The organism is Traorella massiliensis, from assembly GCF_900104665.1.
Lineage (GTDB): Bacteria > Bacillota_I > Bacilli_A > Erysipelotrichales > Erysipelotrichaceae > Traorella > Traorella massiliensis.
This window is the reverse complement of sequence record NZ_LT629967.1, coordinates 360,826-381,999: the sequence shown is the minus strand read 5'-3', so window position 1 is coordinate 381,999 and position 21,174 is coordinate 360,826. Positions and strand designations below refer to the sequence as shown.

Genomic DNA, 21,174 nt, shown 5'->3' with positions numbered 1-21,174 from the left:
TCTTTTTCTCGTTATTTAATAATTGCCGGTAACCAGTGTTCATCTGGTTCAAGACCTAACAGTTTCGCAACTGTACTAGCGACATTCGCTAATCCAAAGTCACCCTCTGCGATTTCTACATCAGCACCATAAATGATAAATGGAACTTTGTTTAAAGTGTGAGATGTCTTTGCCTTTAAAGGAGCTCCTTCTTTCTTTGGCTTTTCATACATTTCATCAGCGTTTCCATGGTCAGCTGTAACGATCAAAATACCATTCACCTTATCTACGGCTTTCTTGATACGAGCAAGATTTAAATCAACGCTCTCTACACCGATCACAGTTGCTTCATAGTTACCTGTATGTCCTACCATATCACCATTTGGGAAGTTTGTACGCAAGAAATCATATTTGCCGGATTCAATAGCTTCTACCAGCTGATCTGTAATTTCTGCACTCTTCATCCAAGGTCTTTCTTCAAATGGCACAACATCGCTCTTTACTTCTACCCAGTCTTCCAGTTCTTCTGAGAATTTCTGAGAGTTATTTCCATTCCAGAAATAAGTCACATGACCATATTTCTGTGTTTCACTGATTGCATAAGATCTGATTCCATGTTTCACCATAAATTCACTCATCGTATGCTTGATCTTTGGTGGATAAACAAGGAAGTTGTTAGGGATCTTCAAATCACCATCATACTGCAGCATACCTGCATACATAACATCTGGTTTTCTTACACGATCAAATTTATCAAAGTTTTCTTCATCGAATGCTAAAGAAATTTCCTGAGCACGGTCGCCTCTGAAGTTATATAATACGACACTGTCACCATCTTCGATCGTTCCAACCGGCTTGCCATCTTTCGCAATGACAAATGCCGGAAGATCCTGATCGATCACACCTAATTCCTTACGATAAGTTTCAATAGCCTCAGTAGTGCTTGCAAACTGTCTTCCTTCACCTAATACGTGTGTCTTCCAGCCGGCTTCTACCATGCCCCAGTTTGCCATATAACGGTCCATCGTGATCTTCATACGTCCACCACCACTAGCAATACATGCATGGAAGTGATCATCATTCAAGCCATTCATGAAATTTTCAATATCATCAACATAAGTTAAGGCACTTGTTTCCGGAACATCACGTCCATCTAAAAGAGCATGGACTCTTACTTCTTTTACACCATCTTCCTTTGCTCTTTCGATCAAAGCCTTTAAATGGTTGATATGGGAATGCACATTACCATCTGAAAGCAAACCGATGAAATGCATCTTACCATGATCCTTACATTTATTGATCAACTGTTTCCATGTATCTGTTTCAAAGATATCCTTTGTTTCAATAGATTCATTTACCAATTTGGCACCCTGAGAATAGATCTGACCGCATCCTAATGCGTTATGTCCTACTTCTGAGTTACCCATATCGCCATCGCTTGGTAAGCCGACAGCTAATCCGTGAGCCTTGATGGCTGTATACGGACAAGTATTCATTAATTCATCTAAGTTAGGCGTATAAGCATTTGCAACAGCATTTCCAAGCTTGTTGTCACTTAAACCAACGCCATCCATTACAACTAAAACTACAGGTCTTTTTGACATATATTCTCCTCCATATTTCCTTTACATAATATATCACTTTTTTTAAAAATTAGCACCTGATTTACTATTTTTTTCACATTTTTTCATAATTCATATTTGAATTGAATACACTTGATTGAAAAAGGAGTGAAATTATGTGTGGTATAGCTGGAATCCTAGATGAAAATCATCATCTTGAAAACCAAAAAATTATTTTTAAAGACATGATCCAATCAATGAAACACCGTGGTCCTACCAGTGATGGACTTTATTTAGAAGATCACATTGCTTTGATGCATACCCGTCTAGCAATCGTTGATGTGGAAAAAGGTTTACAGCCGATGCATATCGGCGACTATACGATCATTTATAACGGAGAGTGTTACAATACAGAAGAATTACGTTGTGATTTAGAAGAAAAGGGTATTGTTTTTCATACATCCTGTGATACAGAAGTCATTCTAAATGCTTATATTTATTATAAGGAAAACTGTCTTCATATGATCAACGGTATTTTTGCCTTTGCCATTTATAACTCAAAAGACAAATGTTTATTTCTAGCACGAGATCCTATGGGCGTTAAACCTTTATTTTATACATTTGTAAATCAAATATTGGTTTTTGCCAGTGAAATCAAAACATTACTGACCTATCCGCTTGTAAAACCGATCATTGATGAACATTCTATTCATCAAATTGCCTATCTTGGTCCTGGAAGAATTAGCGGCAATGGTGTTTTTAAGAATATTTATGAGATCAAAGGCGGTGAATATGCGACATATTCATCCTCTTCTTTTCAAATACATTCTTATTTCGAATTAAAAGCAGAGCCACATATTGATAGTTATGAAGAAACTGTTGAAAAAGTAAGATCTCTTGTCTTTGATTCCATTGAAAGACAATTAGTTAGTGATGTGAAAATTGGCGCATTCTTATCCGGAGGTCTTGATTCCTCTATCATTTGTGCTGTTGCAGCCAACCATTATAAAAAAGAAGGAAAACAGCTATCAACGTTCTCATTAGAGTTTGAAGAAAATGATCTTTATTTTATTCCAAATCATTTTCAGCCAACCAGTGATATTCCTTATATCGACTTGATGGTCAGTACATTTGAAACCAAACACACAAAAATCAAGCTGAAAAGCTCTGATTTGATCAATGCCCTCTATAAAGCCGTGGATGCCAGAGATCTACCAGGCATGGCAGATGTAGATACAGCCCTTTTATGTTTCTGTGAAGAAGTTAAAAAGCATGTCGATGTTGTCTTATCTGGTGAGTGTGCTGATGAAATTTTTGGAGGTTATCCTTGGTTTCAAGATCAAAACCTTTCTTACTTTCCATGGACTCAAAATCTTGAATATCGTCATTCCCTCCTTTTAAATCAATATCAAATCGACTATCATCACTATGTTGGCTCACTTTATCACAATTCAATTCAAAAAGCACCACTTCTTAAAAATGCTTCTACAGAAGATCTTGCCATCCAGCAAATGACCTATCTCAACATTCACTGGTTCATGCAGACACTATTAGATAGAAAAGATCGCATGAGCATGGCTAGCGGACTTGAAGCACGTGTTCCTTTCTGTGATACCCGTATCTTAAATTATGTCTATTCGATTCCTTGGGAATATAAAAATCATAACCAAAAAGAAAAAGGACTTTTAAGAGAAGCCATGAAAAATCTTTTACCTAAAGAGATCAGTGAACGTAAGAAAAGCCCTTTTCCTAAAACCCATCATCCTGAATATCTAAGAATTTTACGTCAGGAGCTTATTAAAATTTCTAAAGTGGATGAACCATTATGGAAAATTTTTAATAAAGAAGAAATATTAAAGCTTTGTGATGAAGAAAGCAGCATACCATGGTATGGTCAGCTCATGACAACACCACAGACGATTGCTTATCTCTTACAAATTAACTATTGGATAAAAAAGTATAAAATTCAGATTCAATAAGTCAGAAAAACGTGTATAATGAACATGGGTGATGACCATGGACATAAAGAAACAAGCGATAAGAATCGCTAAAAAGAAAGTGATGAAAAATAAGACTGCAAGAAAAACTGTAAAAGCTGCAAGAATCAGCGGATATCTTTTAGGAGGAAGCTTTCTAACATATATGCTTGCTTCTTATGGAAAAAAGCTTTCTGAGCAAGAAAACAATCTTAAATAAATGAAGGAGCATTCGCTCCTTTTTTCATTGCAATCTGTATAAAACCCTATATAATAAGGAGCGGTGATAATTATGAAATACTTTTTAGTATTCCTTTCAGGGGTTCTTTTAGCTTGTATGCAAAGCTTCAATGGACAGTTAAGCACTGTCATCGGTATTTATGGTACCAGTTTTCTTGTACATCTTATTGGTGCTATCCTGATGATTCTTTATATCAAAGTCATTAAAAAAGAAAAAATACGATTAGGTCCTATGCCTATCTATATCTATAGTGGCGGCTTATGTGGATTATTGCTTGTCAGCTTTACTTCACTGGCGATTTCTCATATCGGTAATGTGCTGACCACCTGTCTTTCAATTGCAGGACAAATCTTTCTTTCCATTCTATTAGATCATTTTGGTCTTTTTGGTGTTGTTCAAAATTCTTTCAACGTGAAAAGAGTTCCTGCTTTATTACTTATCATCTTTGGTATCTTACTTATTAATTTTGGAGGTTAACATGGAAATATTCTATATACTATTAGCTTTGCTTCTTGGCTGTCTTAATGTAATAAACCGTACTGTTAACTTTCAGGCAACCAAACATCTTGGAAATAATAGCGGCTGTTTAATGAATTATCTTATAGGTAGTATCGCATCTTTATGTGTCGTTTTAGCTTATCCGGAAGCAAAAACAGGTATGACACAGTTAACACAAGCTCCTTTCTGGCTTTATTTGGGTGGAGTATTCGGGGTCATTGCCTTCTTTTTAAATATTACATCATTGAATAAAATGAATCTCTTTCAATCAGCCATCATTATTTTGATTGGACAATTGATTGCTTCATTTCTATTAGATCTTGCATTTGGATATTCTTTCTCATTTATAAAAGTTATCGGTATTGTCATTATGACGATTGGAGTTATTTGGGATCGAAAAGTATCACTGACATAATAAAAGATGCGCACGCATCTTTTATTATAATTCTTTCCTAACCATGATGATACTATCATTTCTAAAGACTTCATAAAAGCCCTCTTTTAAAAACATCGATACCGAAGGATTATCAATCGCAATATCATCACAAATCGATCGATAACCCATCTTGCTCGCTTGATCACACAACAGACGTAATCCTGCTTTTCCATAACCATGATGACGATAGGCATCATCAATAATCACCGAAGCAATCATCTCATCATAACTTTCATCATAATGATAACTGATTTCCCCTACATAATCTTTCTCTTCTTCAGAATATAAATAAGCATAGAATTTTCTATCAGGATTTATAATCCAGCGCTCATACCACGATTCCCATTTTTCTTTGGGAAAAGGAATCGTTCCTCCCCATTTTTGATTATAAGCCATTGTTTTTTCATCAGTCAGCCATTTCTGACGATAGCTTAACTCATCAAATTTCGGTTTTACACAGATCAGCATAATTCCTTTAATTTTTCTATCAGCAAATCAACATTTTCTTTTGTCGTTGCCCAGCTTGTGCAAAGGCGAATTACATTCATGTCGCCTTTTCTTTCAATATGAGATACGACAAATTTCTCTTCTAGTTTCTTTACCTGCTCATCATTCAATAATACAAACTGCTGATTCGTAAATGATTCATAAGCCAGTTCAATATGATTCTCCATACAAGCCTGTTTAATCTTCATTGCCAGATCGATCGCATGCTTAGAAATATCAAAGTACAAATTATTTTCGAAAAGTTCATCAAACTGGATACCTAAAAGTCTTCCTTTTGCTAGCATACCGCCTTTTTGTTTGATCATATACCTGAAATCTTTCTTTAGATTATTATTTATAATTACTACGGCTTCCCCAAATAAAGCGCCTACTTTTGTACCGCCAATATAGAAAACATCACTATATTTCGCAATATCTTTTAAAGTACAGTCATTTTCAGGGCTCATCAATCCATAACCTAAACGTGCCCCATCAATAAATAACGGCAAATGATAGTGAGAACAAACCTTATATAACTCTTTTAATTGTTTTTTTGTATACAAAGTACCATTCTCTGTAGGAAATGAAATGTAAACCATTCCCGGCTGTACTGTATGTTCACGAGAAGAATCATGAAGATGACGTTCCATATATTCTCTAACCTGTTCTGCATGAATCGTACCATCTTCACTATCAAGTGCCAAAACCTTATGACCGCAAGCTTCCACAGCTCCTGTTTCATGAACGTTGATATGACCACTCACTGCACTCAATACACCCTGATATGGTCGTAAAACCGCATCAATGACTGTCAGATTGGCCTGTGTACCCCCTACTAAAAAGTGTACATCAGCTTTTTGATTTCCGATTGCCTTTTTTATTTTATTACGGGCGTTTTCACAGATCTCATCTTCACCATAACCGCATGTCTGCATCATATTCGTTTCTGTTAAACGTTTGATAATATTTGGATGAGCTCCTTCTGTGTAATCACACTCAAAATGAATCATTTTCCTTCCTCCTTCATTTTATCCATTGAGTCCTGTTTCACTCTTTCTCTTAATTTTTTAGTATATTCAAAAGTTTCACATTCTTCAATACCGTAAGTCAATTGAAGCTCTCTTTCTAAATCAAGCCATGTATCAAGACTCGCTTCATTATGCTGGATCAAAGCTTCTAGTTTATCTAAGCATTTATAAAGCTTCGCTTCCTTTGTTTTCATTTCATTGATTTCATGAAATAAGGCTTTCAATTCTTCATGAAACTCACCACTCACACAATTTATGAGCTGATTTTGTGCCTCTACTTCAACTGCTTCATCTTTATCTGTCTTTTCAAAAGAAGGAATATCACTTGTAATGCTCTCTCCTAAATCATGAACCAGACACATCTTGATTACCCGATTCATATCTAATTCCTTAAATTCATCACTTACCATCATAGCCATCAATGCCACACGCCAGCTATGTGCCGCAACATCTTCATGACGACCTTTGCTTGTCCAGCTATGACGGGTCACCTGTTTTAAGTTTTCTGCCATATGCATAAAGTTTAAAAATTCACTGATTTCCATGCTCTCTCCTATTGATATACTACTTCAAATTCTTCACATACAAGTTTCATATCTTCATTAAATTCAAGATTAACACTTTTTAATTCTTCCGTAAAGAATTTCTCATGAATTTTACGCCATTCTTCTAAAGTTCTTTTTCCTTCTCCTTCTTTATAAGCATGCTGTTCACTAATATTATGATAAGATTCAATGTAAACCCGTGTTGTTTTGATGATACACACAGCTTCATCTTGTGAATCTAAGATAACACTATACTCTCCTTCTTCAGGAAGTTTTTCATCCTCCAATTCATAAAAGACATACGCACTGCAAGTTGCTGTTTTAATTCCCTCAGCTACAAGTTTTGCCAGATGGTCCGGATCTCCTCCAAAGCTCCATGTATCATATGAAATGCTAGGATCTTTACAATATTTATTCCACATTTCTTCTGCTTTCATACCTTCATCCTTCCTTTTTATATGTATTATATCACATAAAAAGAGTCCTTTTCAGACTCTATTAAATCTCTAATATCTTACCTTGTTTATCTGCTAATAAGACACTTAATTTCAACTGATCCTTCACTACCTTGCTGATTTCATTCCACTGTCTACGAGTAAGATTTGTATCATTAAAGGCAATTGAATAATAAGTTTCGCCATCATCAATACGGGTAATCAGCTCACTAATCTTATTTGGCAATGTCTGCTTTCTTCCCCGTTTTACGCCTTGAACTTGAATGATCCATTTTCTTTCACCATTAGATGCTACCAGTTCATTCTTTTCTTCGCTGAATGTATATCCATTTTCATCCAGCCATATCTTTAATAGATTATTTAAATCTTCCGTATTACGCTTCATTTTCGCTTTCTTAGACGCTAATTTTTCCTCATAAGTTTTAGATGGTCTTCCTCTTTTCTTATTAGGAAAACGTTGAGCCCGATCTAAATCATCAACATTGAATCGTATAATTAAATGTGAGCCATACCCTGTTGTTCCCTTAGGTGTTTTAATGATCTCATCACCTTCCAGTGTCAGCTTATACATTGCCTGACAGCATGTTGGCATTGTCGCATGATTGGGTGATATTTCCTGGTGCAATGCTTTGCTGGAAATTTCAATCTCATGCAGTCCTGCTTTTTTTGCTTCTTCTTTTTTAGTTTCAATTGCATTTAAGTAATCTTTAATTCCTGGACCTTTCATAGAAAATCCCTCCTTCAATAAAAACATTGTAAGACTTTTCGTTTGTCGAAAACACGCACATTATGGTGCTTCTTTAATTTTTTTTGATTTTTGTATATAATAATGTAAGAGGTACCTATGAAAAAATCACAATTTAAGAAATATTTACATATTTTCGATAAAATAGAAAGTGATCTGCTTACTCGTGATACTGTTTATGAGACCTTTATCTCTTATATCAATGAGAAAGATTTAATGCTTACTAAGAAAGAATTTAATCATTTATTGAGTTTTCTTGTTGATTCGGGAAATCTTAATATATTGGAAAATGGCTTTGATCTTTCACAGCCTCTTTATATTTTCGCCAAAAGTTCACATGATTCAAAACTAGAAGCTTTATCTATATTCGAAACATTGATTCAAAGAAATGAAACTCTCTCCTATTTTAAAACCAATTTAAATCAGCCTTTATCCTTACGCTTTATAGAAGAAGAATTCCGTCCTATCGTCTTAGATACTCTTTTGATGAAAAAAATCGATAATATTCGCTTCTTTGAACCTAAATGGCTTCATGAATATAACTGGATCATAGAAGATACTGAAAAAGGATTAAATTGTTCTGATTGTTTAAAAACTCACTATACTCATGATTTATATAGTCATCAAAAATTACAATATCGCAATGAAAAAGTACCCATTGTCAATTATCGACATCTAAAAGATATGTTAAATATCTTTCCCCAAAAAGGGGTTCCTATTGATCGGGATTGTTCTAAAGATTTGCAGGTTTTTTTCAAAGACTGTCTATTTAATGAGTTTCATCATGCCTGCTGCATCTGTCAGGCTGCTTTGCCACATATGCTGATTGCTTCCCATATCAAACCTTTCCGTGACTGCGGATATTTGATTGAAGCCATGGATTCAAACAATGGACTTCTGCTTTGTCGCAATCATGATTATCTTTTTGATCAAGGTTATATCAGCTTTGATGATCATGGAAAAATGATCATTTGTGATGAACTTCAAGATAAAAAAGAAATCTATCAATTGAAAGATAATTTCATATTAGACAAGATTCATATGAATGAATCACGAAAAATGTTTTTAGATTATCATCGTCATCATATATATAAACTGATCAGATAATAAAACAAGACACCTAAGGTGTCTTATTTTATCATTCTCTTTATAATTTTTATTCTCCGTCATCCAATGCGAAAATCTGTTCGCCATCCTGAGAAATCAGAAGTTTTCCTCTTGCATAATTCATTGCATAGTTGGGATCCTGAAGCATTTCTTTCTGTTCCTCCAGACTCGCTGTTTCTTCATCGATCTGGGCTGAAAGTGTTTCTGCTTCGCCGATTTCATCTTTAATTTTCTTTGTTGTCGCTAATTCATTAACAACATTGAAAATGAACCAGAAGGAACAAGCAATTAACAAGATACTTTTTAAATGATAATTAAACTTTCTCATTTTTACGTTTCTTTTTGAGTTGCTCATTCTTTAGTTTCAACCTCCTTCTTTTTTCCCTTTGCTGTTTTATTATAACATAAAATTTCCTTTTCGCAAAACCAAGTTTTTTCTTAAGTGGTCGCAATACCTTTTTTATATAATAAAATAGGGGTAAAAGAAGTTCATAAAAAAAATGATAATAAAGATAAATTCCCCACATAAACACTACCATTAAATAAAAATGTGTCATACCGCCATTAATACAATATAAACCATAATAAAATACTACAGTACTAATCATTGAAAAGAAAACATAAAGCAGGCTTTTAAAAAAAGAAGTAAAAGAAACACTACATAAAGATAAAAAACTAAATAAAAATCCTCCAAGAGTTCCTGCAATCAGATGATAACCAAGAGAAATCATCTGCTCATACAAATTCATTTAAAAATTCTAGCAAACACTGATTCTTTATTTTTATGTGCTGTTGTATATTCAATGGCATCAATATTTCCTTTGATGATGACATCACCATGCTCTGTATCCAGCTTATTTAAAGATAATTCACTTCCTTTTACACACATCCAGCCTAATGTTGTTTCTAGTACAAACTCATTTTCATCAAAGCGTTCAACATTTTTCACTCCTGATAATTCAAGAAGTTTTCTTTCTTTACAAATAAAATTGTGATAAGGATTTGTTTCAAACTTCAGTGCATTTTCCATGGCTCACTCCTTTTTGTTCATTATATGAAGATAAATTAAAATCAGAACATGAATTTATAAATATATATATGATATAATATTATTGTAATTAAGACTGAAGCACTTTCTATATTTACCATTATAATACAAGGAGGTTCATTATGAAAAAAAGAGTCATTGATTTAATACTAGTGATTTTAATAGGTTTAAGTGTTTTATTTTATTCAACAATACCTTGGAATTGTATTTGTGCTATAATCGTTTGTGCTTTAGCTATTATAAATTTTAGATTTAGTCAATCCCAATATAAAAACATCTATATGTTAATTGCTATTTTATCAGGAGCATGGGTTGTCTTAATCATAGGAACGCTTTTCACAATAACATAAAAGTGCTATATAAATTAGATAATAAAAATATCGATCTGTTTACAACCGCAAATCTTGTTAGTGCAATTTATATTAGTTTATCGATTGCTGGTCATTTTAGATAGAATGCTGAAAAATTAGAAAAAAAGTAAGATAAAAATAAAAGATGGCAAATATAAATTTGGTTTTATATTTGTCATCTTTTTCTAATATGTATTCTATAGCTATCTAATAAAAGTACTTTTAGGATTGACTTTCGCTTTGTTTCTTCTCACCAATACTTAATAGTAAATTCAGCAAGATACCAAAGATAGCTGCTCCAGCAATACATGGAATCTGGATACCAAAGAATGGAATATTACCACCAAAAGCATAGTTTCCACCAATACCGATGACCATAATTGCCGCAATGACAGCAATATTTTTTGAAGAAAACATATCAACTTTCTTCTCTATCATGATCGCAATTCCTTGAGCTGCAATAGCTCCAAACAAATAAATTTCAAGTCCGCCGATCACCGCTAATGGTATCCCATAAATCACTTGAATAAGTGGAGTAAAGAAACTAATGACCATCGCAAAAATTGCCGCAACAACTAATACTGAAGTAGAGAAAACTTTGGTAATTGCCATCGTCGAAATATTCTCACCATAATTTGTTCCTGCAGGTCCGCCGACTACCCCTGAAATCATGTCACAGATACCATCACCAATCAAATTGCGATCTAATAGATCGATAAGATGATATTTCTTATTAACTCCCTTGCGTTTTGCCACATTGTTTACATAAATATCTAATTGATACATATGGGCAGTTGATTCTGGTATCGTTGCGATTGCAATTGGCATGATGGCTGCTACTGCTGTCCATGAAACTTTTGGCAAAGAAAAAGCAGGAACAGCAAAGAGAGAACCATCTCCAAGTTTCCAAATAGAAGCTTCTAAAGCTGCGGCCGGCATTTCTCTAAAGAGATTTACATCTGCAACCAGATAACAGGCAGCGGCAAACAGACATCCGGTTAATGCGCCAAGCAATAATGGTAATTGTCCTAAAAAGCCTTTTAAATATTTGGAATAAAGAATCGTAGAAACCAAGGTTACCAAAGCTACAACAATCCAAAGATTACTTTCAATCGTAGCTGTTTCTACATTTGGAATAGCGTCACTCAATGCATTTCCTGCTAATGTTAAGCCGATGATCATAGCAACAGGTCCTGTAACTGAAGCCGGTAAAATTTTTTCTACTGCTTTACTGCCAAAGAAACGAACGAGTAAACCTGCCGCAATCGAAACAAGACCAGAAAGAATAATACCAAACTGAGCATACTGGATAGCTTCTGTAGGAAGAATGCCATCAACCTTCACAAAACCTTCAGCAGCACACATGCTAGATATAGCTGTCAGATAAGCAAAGCTTGAACCATAATAAAGTGGAATCTTTTTTCCTGTAATAACAATGAAAAATAGTGTCGCAAGCCCGCTGGCAAATATGGTAGTTGATACCTGAAAACCAGTTACCAAAGCTACAGTCACAGTAGCCGGGAACATGACAATCACTTGCTGGATTGCATAAAGTATCAATTTCCCAAGTGTAGGTGTCTCATCAGGCAGATAGCCTTCTGAAGCAAAAACTTTTTCTTTTCGCATCAAAGATGTCTCCTTTCTTTGAACCCATGCCCAATAAGTATTTTTGCTCTCTAAATTGGCTTAGATATAACTCTACGCCTCATTTTTACACAAAATCCCCCATAAACACAGAATTCATTTTTTCGATAATATCATATTTTTAAATAAAATTCTAGAATTATTTTATCTTTTTTCTTACATAAGAAAAGATGCTTTTAAGCATCCTCTTCTCTTTTCTTCTCTTCAATGACTTCAAACATTAGATTTGCCTGTTGCTTACTTACCTGTTTTGCCAGCATTAAGACACGAATCGTTAATTCTTTTTGTCCAAAGTATATCGTTAGAATATCATTTTCTTTAACTTCACTGCTTGGTTTCGCAATGCGGCCATTGATCAGTACACGCTGATTGTCTGCCAACTCTTTACCAATCGCACGCCTTTTTGATATTCTTGCAACTTTCAGATATTTATCTAAACGCATAATTCACCTCTAGATAAGTTTATCAGTTTATAAATAAAATTACAATTGATATTTGATAGATAAAAAGGCTGTAAAAGCTTCTACTTTAGGAAAATCTGTCTGGTTGCCGGAAACAATAACAAAGCTTCCCTGCCAATATCCTTCTATGACAATAGGATAAATGACACCATTTACTTCATTGACATCACTTACAAATATTTTTTCATTTTTAAATGAAGTAATACGATATACCTGGCATTTATTGATGAATTTTGAGTTCACGTCTTCTTCTATACCTAATGCCGAGTGATGAATAAAATATACTTTTGTTTTATAAATCTCCTGGAGTGTTTCACATATCTTTAAAATGTCATTTTCTTTAGAACTTAATGTATCATATTTTTCTAATATGATTTTTTCATTTTCAATATAAAATTCAATTGAATCCCCTTCTTTTAAATGATATTGCTTTCTTATCTCTTTTGGAATAACAAGTCTTCCCAAATCATCCAGTCTTCTTACGATACCTGTCGCTTTCATCTTCATGCCTCCATAACTGATGTCATGCTAGTAGTATCGGCAGATTGGGTAATTCTATACAAAATGTAAGATGAATTATGCTTTAAGTGCTTCTTTGCTTCTTTCGATAACTTCAATCACCGTTTCAAGCCATTGATTTCTCTTTGGTATTTTAAATTTCATCTTAGAATTACTATAACGAACAACTATTTCCCTGGAAATTGAGGTAATGATCTCAAAGAGTTTTACACCATCCATTTGATCAGAATATTGCTTTGTAAAGATCAATTCGACTTCTTTTGGATATTCTTTAAATGATTCTACGCCTTCTTCACTTACTAAGATATCCAATCTTCTCTTTTCAAATAAGTATTGAACTTCTTTTGGTAATTTACCAAAATTATCTTTGGTTTCTTCCATCATAGTCAATAATTCTTCTTTAGTCTGAATCTTATCAATATTCTGATAGAAAGTAATCTTTTCATAATCTTCATCACTAAAATGTTTTGGAATATAGGCATCTACCGATACATTGGTCTTAATGATCTGTTTAGGTTCTTCTTTCTTAATACCCTTTTCTTCATTGATTGCTTCATTAAGCATTTCGATATACATATCCATGCCCACTGTATCAATAAATCCTGCCTGTTTGTCACCTAACATATCTCCGGCACCACGAATCGTTAAGTCACGCATAGCAATTTTATATCCGCTTCCTAATGTCGCAAATTCTTTGATTGCTTTCAAACGTTTTTGCGCAACTTCACTCAGCTGTTTATTTGGTTTATAAAAGAGGTAAGCATAGGCAAGACGATCGCTTCTTCCAACACGTCCTTTGATCTGATAAAGCTGACTCAGACCAAAAGTATCGGCATTTTCAATAATGATCGTATTGGCATTGGGAATGTCAATTCCTGTTTCAATGATCGTAGTACATACTAATACTTTAAACTCATTGTTAACAAAGCGAACCATAACATCTTCAATTGATTCTTTATCCATTTGTCCATGTACGACACCTACTTCTACATCCAGATCCTTACGAATCTTACTTGCGACAGAATAGATATTGTTTACATTGTTGTAAAGATAGAAAACCTGTCCATCTCGAGCTAATTCACGTTGAATGATTTCATTGATCATTCGTGGATTCTTTTCAAGCACATATGTTTGAACGCTTTGACGGTTTTTTGGCGGTGTTTCTAACTGTGACAAACCACGCACCCCAATCAGTGACATTTGAAGCGTACGTGGAATAGGCGTTGCAGATAAAGAAAGAACATCGATACTACTTTTTAATTCTTTGATTCTTTCCTTATGCTGAACACCAAAACGCTGTTCCTCATCAATGATCAAAAAGCCCAGATCTTTAAAGACGACATCTTTACTTAAGATACGATGTGTTCCAATCAATATATCTACTTTACCTTCTTTTAGATCTCTAAGAATACGAGTCTGCTCCTTAGGAGTGACAAAACGATTCAGTACTTCAATATTGACAGCTTCATTTTGAAAACGATGCTTGAACACTTTGTAATGCTGTTGGCTTAAGATCGTGGTTGGACATAGAAAGGCTACCTGCTTTTGATCGCTTACTGCCTTATATGCACCACGAATAGCTACCTCTGTTTTCCCAAAACCAACATCTCCACATAATAATCGATCCATTGGTTTGCTCGATTCCATATCCTTTTTCATCTCTGCAACGGCTTGTTTCTGATCATCTGTTAGCTCGTATTCGAATTCATCTTCAAAACGCTGCTGATCTTCATTATCTTTTGAAAAAGCAAAACCAATATTTTCTTCACGCAATGAATATAAAGCTACTAAGCGTTGAGCTAGTTCTTTGATATCCTCACTGATCTTCTTTTTCGTATTCTGCCATTCCTTGCTTCCTAATTTATTCAGCTTCGGTGTAGCTCCTTCTTTTGAAATGAATTTACGTACTAATCGAAACTGTTCCAAAGGAACAAACAATACATCATCATTACGGAAGATGATTTGCAGATAATCTTTATGTAATCCATTAAATTCACGGGTTACGATACCATTATACATACCGATACCATGCTGCTGATGAACGACATAATCACCCTTCTGCAGCTGTTCATAACTTGTAAGGGCCTGTGCTTTATTAAATTTATTCGTATGTCGCCCAATGATCCTGCGTTCGTTAAATAATTCTTTTGAAGAATAGACGATCACATGTTCATGAGTACACGAAAAGCCTTCATATAATTCTTTTTTGACAATAAATAAGCCTTGTTTCAAAGAATCCTTTTCATCAAGGAAACCGGCTTTCTCATGCATGTTTTTTAAAGTTTCACTGACTAAGGCACTTTCTGTTTCATTCAAACATAAAAGCACCGTATTTTCTTTAGCTTCTTCAATGATCTTTTTAAGCTTTAATTCTAAAGAAAGATCGGCCATATCTAACTGCTGGATACCACTGATGATATGTCTGTGCATATCTACAAATGACTGAAATTCAACGACCTTCTTTGAACCCAATGCCTTTTGAAGTGAAGCAAATAAAGAATAGATCGGTAACGCTCTGCCCTCTTTAACTAATTCTTGTATATAGGCAATTGTTTCTTCCTGAATACGTTTGATCTTTTCTTCTACATCATCAATGCTACTTAAATAAATGGTCGCATCAAAATAATCTTTGATCGTTGTTTCATGAGAACACAAAGCATAATAACGATAATAATGATTCTCTTTGACATGATTCATCAAACCATCAAAATCAGCATTGATCGTTTCATCTAATGTTTGATTAATCAAATCACTATGATCTCTTTTTGCCTTTTCTAATTTTTCATTTCCGCTAGAAACGATCTGAGCAATATCATCATCACTAAATAATAAATCACTGGCAGGTATGATTTTAATTTCATCAACAAGTGAGATCGTACGCTGTGTCGTAATATCAAAATAACGAATACTTTCAATTTCATTATCAAAAAACTCAATACGTATAGGATCATTTTGATTCATAGAAAAGACATCGATGATCCCTCCTCGATGTGCATAGGTCAATGGCTGATCCACTCTGGCTACCAATTCATAACCTGCATAAAAGAGACGTTCTTTCAGCTCTTCCATAGATATTGTCTGATTGACTTTCAGATGAAGAGAACATTGTTGAAAAAAATCAACACTTGGTAAATAACGAATGAGCCCGGCTGCATGTGTGATCACGATATCTGCTTCCCCTTCTAACATCGCATTCATCGTTTCCAATTGAACGGCTTTACTTTCCGGAGAAGAAGCAATGGCTTCAACACGTAAGGAATCCTCCACGCTGAAAAGCAGCACTTTCGCTGAGGTAAGGGGGATCAGTCGATCCATCAGTTTTTGTGCTGTATATTGATTGCTTTTTACGATCAGCATTCTTTTTTTCTTCTGTTCATAAGTAGCAGCAATCAGTAAGGCTTCTTCAATGGGATTGAGGTTTCCAATCTCATTACCATCACGAAGCAAGACTTCAACTGCAGGATTATGAGCCAGCTTTTCTAATATCCGTTTCAATTGTATTCTCCCATAACTCGCTCAAACGGTTTCGATATAAAATCTACTGCCGCATGACTCGCTCTTTGTAAAGCATCTTCAAAAAGCGTCTGATCCTCTTTCGATATCTTTCCAAGTACATAATCCTTCGTATCAATCAGTTTATTGTTTCCTATGCCAATACGTATACGCTTAAATTCCTGTGTTCCTAAATGAGCAATGATATTTTTTAAACCATTCTGTCCACCACTGCTGCCCTTCATACGTAAACGAATCTTTCCGATAGGCAGATCCAGATCATCTACCAAAACACAAATATCCTCAATAGGAATATTATAAAAACGTACACAAGCTCCTACAGCTTCTCCCGAAAGATTCATATAAGTCTGTGGTTTCATCAAAATAACCTTTTCACCATTCACAAAACCCGTTGCTAATTCAGCCTTAAACTTTTTTGTATCAAAACGCAAATTACATGCTGCCGCAACCTTATCAATACACATAAAGCCTGCATTATGCCGTGTTTTCTCATATTCCTTTCCAGGATTTCCAAGCCCCACGATCAATTTCATCCTATCACCCCTTTCAAAAACAAGTCAATCAATACTCCGCTTATAAGTGCAACGATACCAATATATAAAACGATCAGCCAGTTCTCTTTCATATTTTTATTATTCTTAAACAGTACGGCCATACCTACCCCGGCACCACTGCACAATCCAGCAATCATACTTCCAAATGTCAAAGCATCAAGCATATACAACTGAACCAGTAAGATCGAAATAGCACAATTTGGAATAAAACCTACGATCGTCGCAATCACCGGCTGTAAATAAGGATGTACAGCCAACAAAGCACTTAATCGATCTTCACCAATAAAGTGAATAATGATTCCTAAAACCAAATTAATCAAAAAGATAAAGAAGATCGTCTTGGCTGTCTTATTCAAAGCATTCACAAAACTATTCGATGAACAGTCACACAAACCCTCTACTTCAATCTCAAAATCATCTTCTTCATTCACCTGCTTATGTATCACAAAATCAATCAGATAACCTGCAATCAAAGCAATCACGATCTTACAAATCAAAAATAAACCTAATTGACGATATTCACTTGGATTTGAAAGAAACATAGGCAGAGCTTCATCACTCGTTGATATAAAACAAGCTACCAGTGTACCAGCACTAATACCATTTTGTGCATATAAACTAGCAGCAATCACACTAAAGCCACACTGTGGAATACAACCCAATAACGCACCAAACAAAGGTCCCAAATGCTTCAAAAATAAAAAGTTCAACTTATACACAGAAGACTTCTTTTCAATAAAATCAAGCACAAGATAAGACAAATATAAAAACGGTACTATCTTTAATGTATCAATAAGTGCATCTAACAGAACATCTACCATAATTTCCTCCGACTGTCCTTATATTATAATCGTTTTTTCGACGAATTCAAATTATATTCTTAAAATAAGAAAAGAAAAGCTAAAATCTAGCTTTTCTTACATTAAAATATTAACGCTAATAAAATAAAAACTACAACCACCAAAAAAAACCATTTAATAATCTCATTACTTTTCTTTCTTCTTAATAAATCCTGTAATCTTGAATATTTCATAGCTCTCCCAGTATATCAGATACTCCCTACATTTCTACGATTTCAAAATTCTGATTATCCGTATTCAGCTTCAAAATCACATCACTCTGATTCGCAATCTTCTCTGAGTGTGTAACCATGATTACACACTTGTTCTGTTTATGGGCCAGTTCTTTAAAGATCTCGATGATCGTTTCGCTCGTCTTCGCATCCAGATTCCCGGTCGGCTCATCTGCCAGAACCACTTCCACATTCGTTGAGATCGCTCTTGCGATCGCTACCCGCTGCTGCTCTCCGCCGCTTAACCGGTTGATCCTTCTTGTCGCCTTGCTCCCATCGATTCCTACGCTCTCCAGGATCCTTAAAGCCTGTCCCTTCATATCCTTTTCCATCTCATTGTCTGTGATCGACATCGCTACCATCACATTCTCTACGGCATTCATATATGGAATCAAATTATAGCTTTGAAATACGATGCCTGCATTGTTTCTTCGATACTTCTCATAGCCTATTTCTGATAGACTTTTCCCCTCATACAGGATCTCTCCTCTTTCTGCCTTGTCGAGTGCCGCTATCAAAGAGAGAAAGGTCGTCTTTCCTGATCCGCTGGCCCCTAATATCGTATAGAACTTCCCCTTCTCAAAGGATACATTCACATCATTCAGGATCACCTTTCGTGCATCTCCATCAGGATATGTAAAATATAAGTCTTTTGTTTCCAGTATATTCATATTTACCTCACATCAATATTTTCTTAGGATCCTTTCTTAATGTATTCCATATTGGTAAAAAGCCTGAAATAATAAGTACTAATGTTCCTGTAACGTATATTCCAACGATATATTCTGCATTTATTTCAATTTTATATTCTTTTTCAATTGTGTTTAAATCAATTAAGTTTTCATTGACGATATCTAATTGAGCTAATTTTTCTTCAGTAATTTCTCTGTTTTTCTCTATTTGTGTCTTTAAGATTTCTTGAGACATCGCTTCACCAAGTTTACTGCCCGTAAATAAAGAGAGAGAAATTGCCAGGATTCCTACAAGATATACTTCTAATATCAATTGAAGCAAGATTTTCCACTTTTTCTCACCTAAAGCGGAATATAACCCTATCTCTTTACGTCTGTCTTTTAAGAATAGAGAAACAATGAGAGATAATATGATAAAGCTTACAACCAAAGATAAAAATAAAATCATCTTTGCAATCGTTGATAAACTCTCTAGCGGACCTGCAACTGCATTATATGTATCAGAAGACGCATTAACTATGATCCCTTTGATACCTTGCTGTTCATATGCTTTATTCATTTCCTCAGCCAAATATTCAACTTCTTCTGGCTCTGATAACTTCATTGATAAAGATTTTATCCCATAATACGATAAATCTTCAAAATATTCTTCTTCAGGATGTTCTTCTTTAAAATCCTTCACAAATGAAATATATTCTTTCACTTCATTTTCTACTGTTTTATAAGGTGTATATATATTATTTACCAAACTTTGATCTCTGACTTCAAAACCTATTTTGTCAAATTCATCAATATTTTTATAAATTCCTATTATTTCATATTCCACCTCTTCTTCAATCGTTTCAGTTAGATCATCTAATAGACTGATTTTTCTAGTAAAACGAACTGTATCCCCTACTTCCAGCGATTCTCCTTCATGCTGACATACATATTTATATACTTCTCCATAGTCATCTTTCACATCTGTAATACTTGCACAATGAGATGTAATATGATTAAACTCATCACTAATAATAATTACTTTTTCTCCTGAAGCCATTTCCTCTTCAGTAAAGGTCCTGCCAGAAACCAATATGATTTTATTTTCCCTCAACTCCTTGAAATCTGCCTCATTTTCCCCTATTAAACTATACATTTTTAAAGGTTCAAATTCTCTGCTATCATTTTCTTCAATCAATGATTCTCTTATATCTTTTGAATAAATTGCGGTATATATAACAGAATCCATATAACTTACATTTTCATTTTCCTCAAAACGATTAAACACTTCAATAATACTTTTATCATATTCAAAATGTTCTTCATCCTGAAAATTTCCCTCTAATAAAAAATCTAAATAAGTATCCACAACTTCTTCTCCAGCACTTAAAACAATAGTAGCACCTAATTCTGTACGAATATCACTTTTGATCGAATCAGTCGCTTGATTGATTGCGATAGATGCAGATATAAAATTCCCTAGCAAAAAAACAATTAAAAAGAATAATAAGGTCTTAAATTTGCACCTTTTTATACTACAAAACATTCTTTTTAAATAATTCATACTAACACCATCTTCCCATATTATGATTTATTCTTTACCTGTGATCTCAAAATTCTGATTATCCGTATTCAGCTTCAAGATCACATCACTCTGATTTGCAATCTTCTCTGAGTGTGTAACCATGATCACACACTTGTTCTGTTTATGTGCCAGCTCTTTAAAGATCTCGATGATCGTTTCGCTCGTCTTCGCATCCAGATTCCCGGTCGGCTCATCTGCCAGAACCACTTCCACATTCGTTGAGATCGCTCTTGCAATCGCTACCCGCTGCTGCTCTCCGCCGCTTAACCGGTTGATCCTTCTTGTCGCCTTGCTCCCATCGATTCCTACGCTCTCCAGGATCCTTAACGCCTGTCCCTTCATATCCTTTTCCATCTCATTGTCTGTGATCGACATCGCTACCATCACATTCTCTACGGCATTCATATATGGAATCAAATTATAGCTTTGAAATACGATGCCTGCATTGTTTCTTCGATACTTCTCATAGCCTATTTCCGACAGACTTTTCCCCTCATACAGAATCTCTCCTTTTTCAGGTTTATCTAATGCGGCTATAAAAGAAAGAAAAGTCGTTTTTCCTGATCCGCTGGCCCCTAATATCGTATAGAACTTCCCCTTCTCAAAGGATACATTCACATCATTCAGGATCACCTTTCGTGCATCTCCATCAGGATATGTAAAATATAAGTCTTTTGTTTCCAGTATATTCATATTTAC

At 34.7% G+C, this 21,174-nt stretch carries 24 protein-coding genes; 6 read left to right on the top strand and 18 right to left on the bottom strand.

Annotation, left to right across the window (positions count from 1 at the left end; translation table 11 throughout):
• Positions 1-11 precede the first annotated feature (11 nt).
• Complete coding sequence (gpmI, locus tag BQ5367_RS02995; protein ID WP_071441082.1) at positions 12-1,583, bottom strand: 2,3-bisphosphoglycerate-independent phosphoglycerate mutase; 1,572 nt, start codon at positions 1,581-1,583, stop codon at positions 12-14.
• 134 nt (positions 1,584-1,717) lie between these two features.
• On the opposite strand from gpmI, the gene asnB reads away from it, so the two are divergent.
• From asnB to BQ5367_RS02975, 4 genes are all read left to right on the top strand, one after another.
• On the top strand, positions 1,718-3,520 hold the full coding sequence (gene asnB / locus BQ5367_RS02990) for an asparagine synthase (glutamine-hydrolyzing) (protein WP_071441081.1): 1,803 nt from the start codon (positions 1,718-1,720) through the stop codon (positions 3,518-3,520).
• A gap of 37 nt (positions 3,521-3,557) precedes the next feature.
• Positions 3,558-3,737 (top strand): hypothetical protein, encoded by a 180-nt coding sequence (locus BQ5367_RS02985; protein ID WP_071441080.1) that lies wholly within the window; start codon positions 3,558-3,560, stop codon positions 3,735-3,737.
• A gap of 72 nt (positions 3,738-3,809) precedes the next feature.
• Complete coding sequence (locus tag BQ5367_RS02980) at positions 3,810-4,235, top strand: DMT family transporter (protein WP_071441079.1); 426 nt, start codon at positions 3,810-3,812, stop codon at positions 4,233-4,235.
• Between the two features lies 1 nt (position 4,236).
• Positions 4,237-4,671 carry a DMT family transporter gene (locus tag BQ5367_RS02975; RefSeq protein ID WP_071441078.1) on the top strand — a complete coding sequence of 145 codons (435 nt, stop codon included), beginning with the start codon at positions 4,237-4,239 and terminating at the stop codon, positions 4,669-4,671.
• A gap of 24 nt (positions 4,672-4,695) precedes the next feature.
• On the opposite strand, the gene BQ5367_RS02970 is transcribed toward BQ5367_RS02975, so the two are convergent.
• The 5 genes from BQ5367_RS02970 to BQ5367_RS02950 form a co-directional block, all read right to left on the bottom strand.
• A complete protein-coding gene (locus tag BQ5367_RS02970; RefSeq protein ID WP_071441077.1) occupies positions 4,696-5,160 on the bottom strand; it encodes a GNAT family N-acetyltransferase in 465 nt (154 codons plus the stop codon).
• The gene (locus BQ5367_RS02965) at positions 5,154-6,188 is read right to left on the bottom strand and encodes a threonine aldolase family protein (RefSeq protein ID WP_071441076.1); all 1,035 of its coding nucleotides are present in this window, start codon (positions 6,186-6,188) and stop codon (positions 5,154-5,156) included. Before BQ5367_RS02965 ends, BQ5367_RS02970 begins: the two co-directional genes overlap by 7 nt.
• Positions 6,185-6,751, bottom strand: a complete 567-nt coding sequence (locus BQ5367_RS02960) for an HD domain-containing protein (protein ID WP_071441075.1) — start codon at positions 6,749-6,751, stop codon at positions 6,185-6,187. The genes BQ5367_RS02965 and BQ5367_RS02960 overlap by 4 nt, the downstream gene beginning before the upstream one ends.
• Positions 6,752-6,759: 8 nt before the next feature.
• Complete coding sequence (locus BQ5367_RS02955) at positions 6,760-7,188, bottom strand: ASCH domain-containing protein (RefSeq protein ID WP_071441074.1); 429 nt, start codon at positions 7,186-7,188, stop codon at positions 6,760-6,762.
• 61 nt (positions 7,189-7,249) lie between these two features.
• Positions 7,250-7,933: an AT hook domain-containing protein gene (locus tag BQ5367_RS02950; protein WP_071441073.1), complete on the bottom strand. Its 684-nt coding sequence runs from the start codon at positions 7,931-7,933 to the stop codon at positions 7,250-7,252.
• A 117-nt stretch (positions 7,934-8,050) separates the two neighbouring features.
• Between BQ5367_RS02950 and BQ5367_RS02945 the strand changes: the two genes are divergently transcribed.
• Positions 8,051-9,058 (top strand): HNH endonuclease, encoded by a 1,008-nt coding sequence (locus BQ5367_RS02945; protein ID WP_071441072.1) that lies wholly within the window; start codon positions 8,051-8,053, stop codon positions 9,056-9,058.
• 49 nt (positions 9,059-9,107) lie between these two features.
• Here BQ5367_RS02945 and BQ5367_RS02940 read toward each other — a convergent pair whose 3' ends face one another.
• Genes BQ5367_RS02940 through yabP form a run of 3 tightly spaced genes read right to left on the bottom strand, consistent with a single transcriptional unit; the run spans position 9,108 to position 10,088 of the window.
• Positions 9,108-9,386: a septum formation initiator family protein gene (locus tag BQ5367_RS02940; RefSeq protein ID WP_161940464.1), complete on the bottom strand. Its 279-nt coding sequence runs from the start codon at positions 9,384-9,386 to the stop codon at positions 9,108-9,110.
• Complete coding sequence (gene yabQ / locus BQ5367_RS02935) at positions 9,373-9,807, bottom strand: spore cortex biosynthesis protein YabQ (protein WP_071441070.1); 435 nt, start codon at positions 9,805-9,807, stop codon at positions 9,373-9,375. Before yabQ ends, BQ5367_RS02940 begins: the two co-directional genes overlap by 14 nt.
• Positions 9,804-10,088, bottom strand: coding sequence for a sporulation protein YabP (gene yabP / locus BQ5367_RS02930; protein ID WP_071441069.1), 285 nt, complete (start codon positions 10,086-10,088; stop codon positions 9,804-9,806). Before yabP ends, yabQ begins: the two co-directional genes overlap by 4 nt.
• Before the next feature lie 140 nt (positions 10,089-10,228).
• Between yabP and BQ5367_RS02925 the strand changes: the two genes are divergently transcribed.
• The gene (locus BQ5367_RS02925; RefSeq protein WP_071441068.1) at positions 10,229-10,456 is read left to right on the top strand and encodes a hypothetical protein; all 228 of its coding nucleotides are present in this window, start codon (positions 10,229-10,231) and stop codon (positions 10,454-10,456) included.
• 222 nt (positions 10,457-10,678) lie between these two features.
• Here BQ5367_RS02925 and BQ5367_RS02920 read toward each other — a convergent pair whose 3' ends face one another.
• The 9 genes from BQ5367_RS02920 to BQ5367_RS02880 form a co-directional block, all read right to left on the bottom strand.
• Entirely contained in the window at positions 10,679-12,082 is a 1,404-nt protein-coding gene (locus BQ5367_RS02920; RefSeq protein ID WP_071441067.1) for a uracil-xanthine permease family protein, read from the bottom strand.
• Between the two features lie 194 nt (positions 12,083-12,276).
• Complete coding sequence (locus BQ5367_RS02915; protein WP_071441066.1) at positions 12,277-12,543, bottom strand: RNA-binding S4 domain-containing protein; 267 nt, start codon at positions 12,541-12,543, stop codon at positions 12,277-12,279.
• 39 nt (positions 12,544-12,582) lie between these two features.
• Positions 12,583-13,062: an AbrB/MazE/SpoVT family DNA-binding domain-containing protein gene (locus BQ5367_RS02910; RefSeq protein ID WP_071441065.1), complete on the bottom strand. Its 480-nt coding sequence runs from the start codon at positions 13,060-13,062 to the stop codon at positions 12,583-12,585.
• A 75-nt stretch (positions 13,063-13,137) separates the two neighbouring features.
• Positions 13,138-16,575: a transcription-repair coupling factor gene (gene mfd, locus BQ5367_RS02905; RefSeq protein ID WP_071441064.1), complete on the bottom strand. Its 3,438-nt coding sequence runs from the start codon at positions 16,573-16,575 to the stop codon at positions 13,138-13,140.
• Entirely contained in the window at positions 16,572-17,126 is a 555-nt protein-coding gene (gene pth, locus BQ5367_RS02900) for an aminoacyl-tRNA hydrolase (RefSeq protein WP_071441063.1), read from the bottom strand. Before pth ends, mfd begins: the two co-directional genes overlap by 4 nt.
• Complete coding sequence (locus tag BQ5367_RS02895; protein ID WP_071441062.1) at positions 17,123-17,968, bottom strand: putative manganese transporter; 846 nt, start codon at positions 17,966-17,968, stop codon at positions 17,123-17,125. Before BQ5367_RS02895 ends, pth begins: the two co-directional genes overlap by 4 nt.
• 238 nt (positions 17,969-18,206) lie before the next feature.
• The gene (locus BQ5367_RS02890; protein WP_071441061.1) at positions 18,207-18,890 is read right to left on the bottom strand and encodes an ABC transporter ATP-binding protein; all 684 of its coding nucleotides are present in this window, start codon (positions 18,888-18,890) and stop codon (positions 18,207-18,209) included.
• A 7-nt stretch (positions 18,891-18,897) separates the two neighbouring features.
• Complete coding sequence (locus BQ5367_RS02885) at positions 18,898-20,454, bottom strand: ABC transporter permease (protein ID WP_071441060.1); 1,557 nt, start codon at positions 20,452-20,454, stop codon at positions 18,898-18,900.
• A gap of 27 nt (positions 20,455-20,481) precedes the next feature.
• Positions 20,482-21,168, bottom strand: coding sequence for an ABC transporter ATP-binding protein (locus BQ5367_RS02880; RefSeq protein WP_071441059.1), 687 nt, complete (start codon positions 21,166-21,168; stop codon positions 20,482-20,484).
• Between the last annotated feature and the right edge of the window lie 6 nt (positions 21,169-21,174).

What these genes read in the sequence shown, in the direction of transcription:
- gpmI (WP_071441082.1), bottom strand. Translation starts at nt 1,583, where the DNA reads ATGTCAAAAAGACCTGTAGTTTTAGTTGTAATGGATGGCGTTGGTTTA.
- asnB (WP_071441081.1), top strand. Translation starts at nt 1,718, where the DNA reads ATGTGTGGTATAGCTGGAATCCTAGATGAAAATCATCATCTTGAAAAC.
- BQ5367_RS02985 (WP_071441080.1), top strand. Translation starts at nt 3,558, where the DNA reads ATGGACATAAAGAAACAAGCGATAAGAATCGCTAAAAAGAAAGTGATG.
- BQ5367_RS02980 (WP_071441079.1), top strand. Translation starts at nt 3,810, where the DNA reads ATGAAATACTTTTTAGTATTCCTTTCAGGGGTTCTTTTAGCTTGTATG.
- BQ5367_RS02975 (WP_071441078.1), top strand. Translation starts at nt 4,237, where the DNA reads ATGGAAATATTCTATATACTATTAGCTTTGCTTCTTGGCTGTCTTAAT.
- BQ5367_RS02970 (WP_071441077.1), bottom strand. Translation starts at nt 5,160, where the DNA reads ATGCTGATCTGTGTAAAACCGAAATTTGATGAGTTAAGCTATCGTCAG.
- BQ5367_RS02965 (WP_071441076.1), bottom strand. Translation starts at nt 6,188, where the DNA reads ATGATTCATTTTGAGTGTGATTACACAGAAGGAGCTCATCCAAATATT.
- BQ5367_RS02960 (WP_071441075.1), bottom strand. Translation starts at nt 6,751, where the DNA reads ATGGAAATCAGTGAATTTTTAAACTTTATGCATATGGCAGAAAACTTA.
- BQ5367_RS02955 (WP_071441074.1), bottom strand. Translation starts at nt 7,188, where the DNA reads ATGAAAGCAGAAGAAATGTGGAATAAATATTGTAAAGATCCTAGCATT.
- BQ5367_RS02950 (WP_071441073.1), bottom strand. Translation starts at nt 7,933, where the DNA reads ATGAAAGGTCCAGGAATTAAAGATTACTTAAATGCAATTGAAACTAAA.
- BQ5367_RS02945 (WP_071441072.1), top strand. Translation starts at nt 8,051, where the DNA reads ATGAAAAAATCACAATTTAAGAAATATTTACATATTTTCGATAAAATA.
- BQ5367_RS02940 (WP_161940464.1), bottom strand. Translation starts at nt 9,386, where the DNA reads ATGAGAAAGTTTAATTATCATTTAAAAAGTATCTTGTTAATTGCTTGT.
- yabQ (WP_071441070.1), bottom strand. Translation starts at nt 9,807, where the DNA reads ATGAATTTGTATGAGCAGATGATTTCTCTTGGTTATCATCTGATTGCA.
- yabP (WP_071441069.1), bottom strand. Translation starts at nt 10,088, where the DNA reads ATGGAAAATGCACTGAAGTTTGAAACAAATCCTTATCACAATTTTATT.
- BQ5367_RS02925 (WP_071441068.1), top strand. Translation starts at nt 10,229, where the DNA reads ATGAAAAAAAGAGTCATTGATTTAATACTAGTGATTTTAATAGGTTTA.
- BQ5367_RS02920 (WP_071441067.1), bottom strand. Translation starts at nt 12,082, where the DNA reads ATGCGAAAAGAAAAAGTTTTTGCTTCAGAAGGCTATCTGCCTGATGAG.
- BQ5367_RS02915 (WP_071441066.1), bottom strand. Translation starts at nt 12,543, where the DNA reads ATGCGTTTAGATAAATATCTGAAAGTTGCAAGAATATCAAAAAGGCGT.
- BQ5367_RS02910 (WP_071441065.1), bottom strand. Translation starts at nt 13,062, where the DNA reads ATGAAAGCGACAGGTATCGTAAGAAGACTGGATGATTTGGGAAGACTT.
- pth (WP_071441063.1), bottom strand. Translation starts at nt 17,126, where the DNA reads ATGAAATTGATCGTGGGGCTTGGAAATCCTGGAAAGGAATATGAGAAA.
- BQ5367_RS02895 (WP_071441062.1), bottom strand. Translation starts at nt 17,968, where the DNA reads ATGGTAGATGTTCTGTTAGATGCACTTATTGATACATTAAAGATAGTA.
- BQ5367_RS02890 (WP_071441061.1), bottom strand. Translation starts at nt 18,890, where the DNA reads ATGAATATACTGGAAACAAAAGACTTATATTTTACATATCCTGATGGA.
- BQ5367_RS02885 (WP_071441060.1), bottom strand. Translation starts at nt 20,454, where the DNA reads ATGAATTATTTAAAAAGAATGTTTTGTAGTATAAAAAGGTGCAAATTT.
- BQ5367_RS02880 (WP_071441059.1), bottom strand. Translation starts at nt 21,168, where the DNA reads ATGAATATACTGGAAACAAAAGACTTATATTTTACATATCCTGATGGA.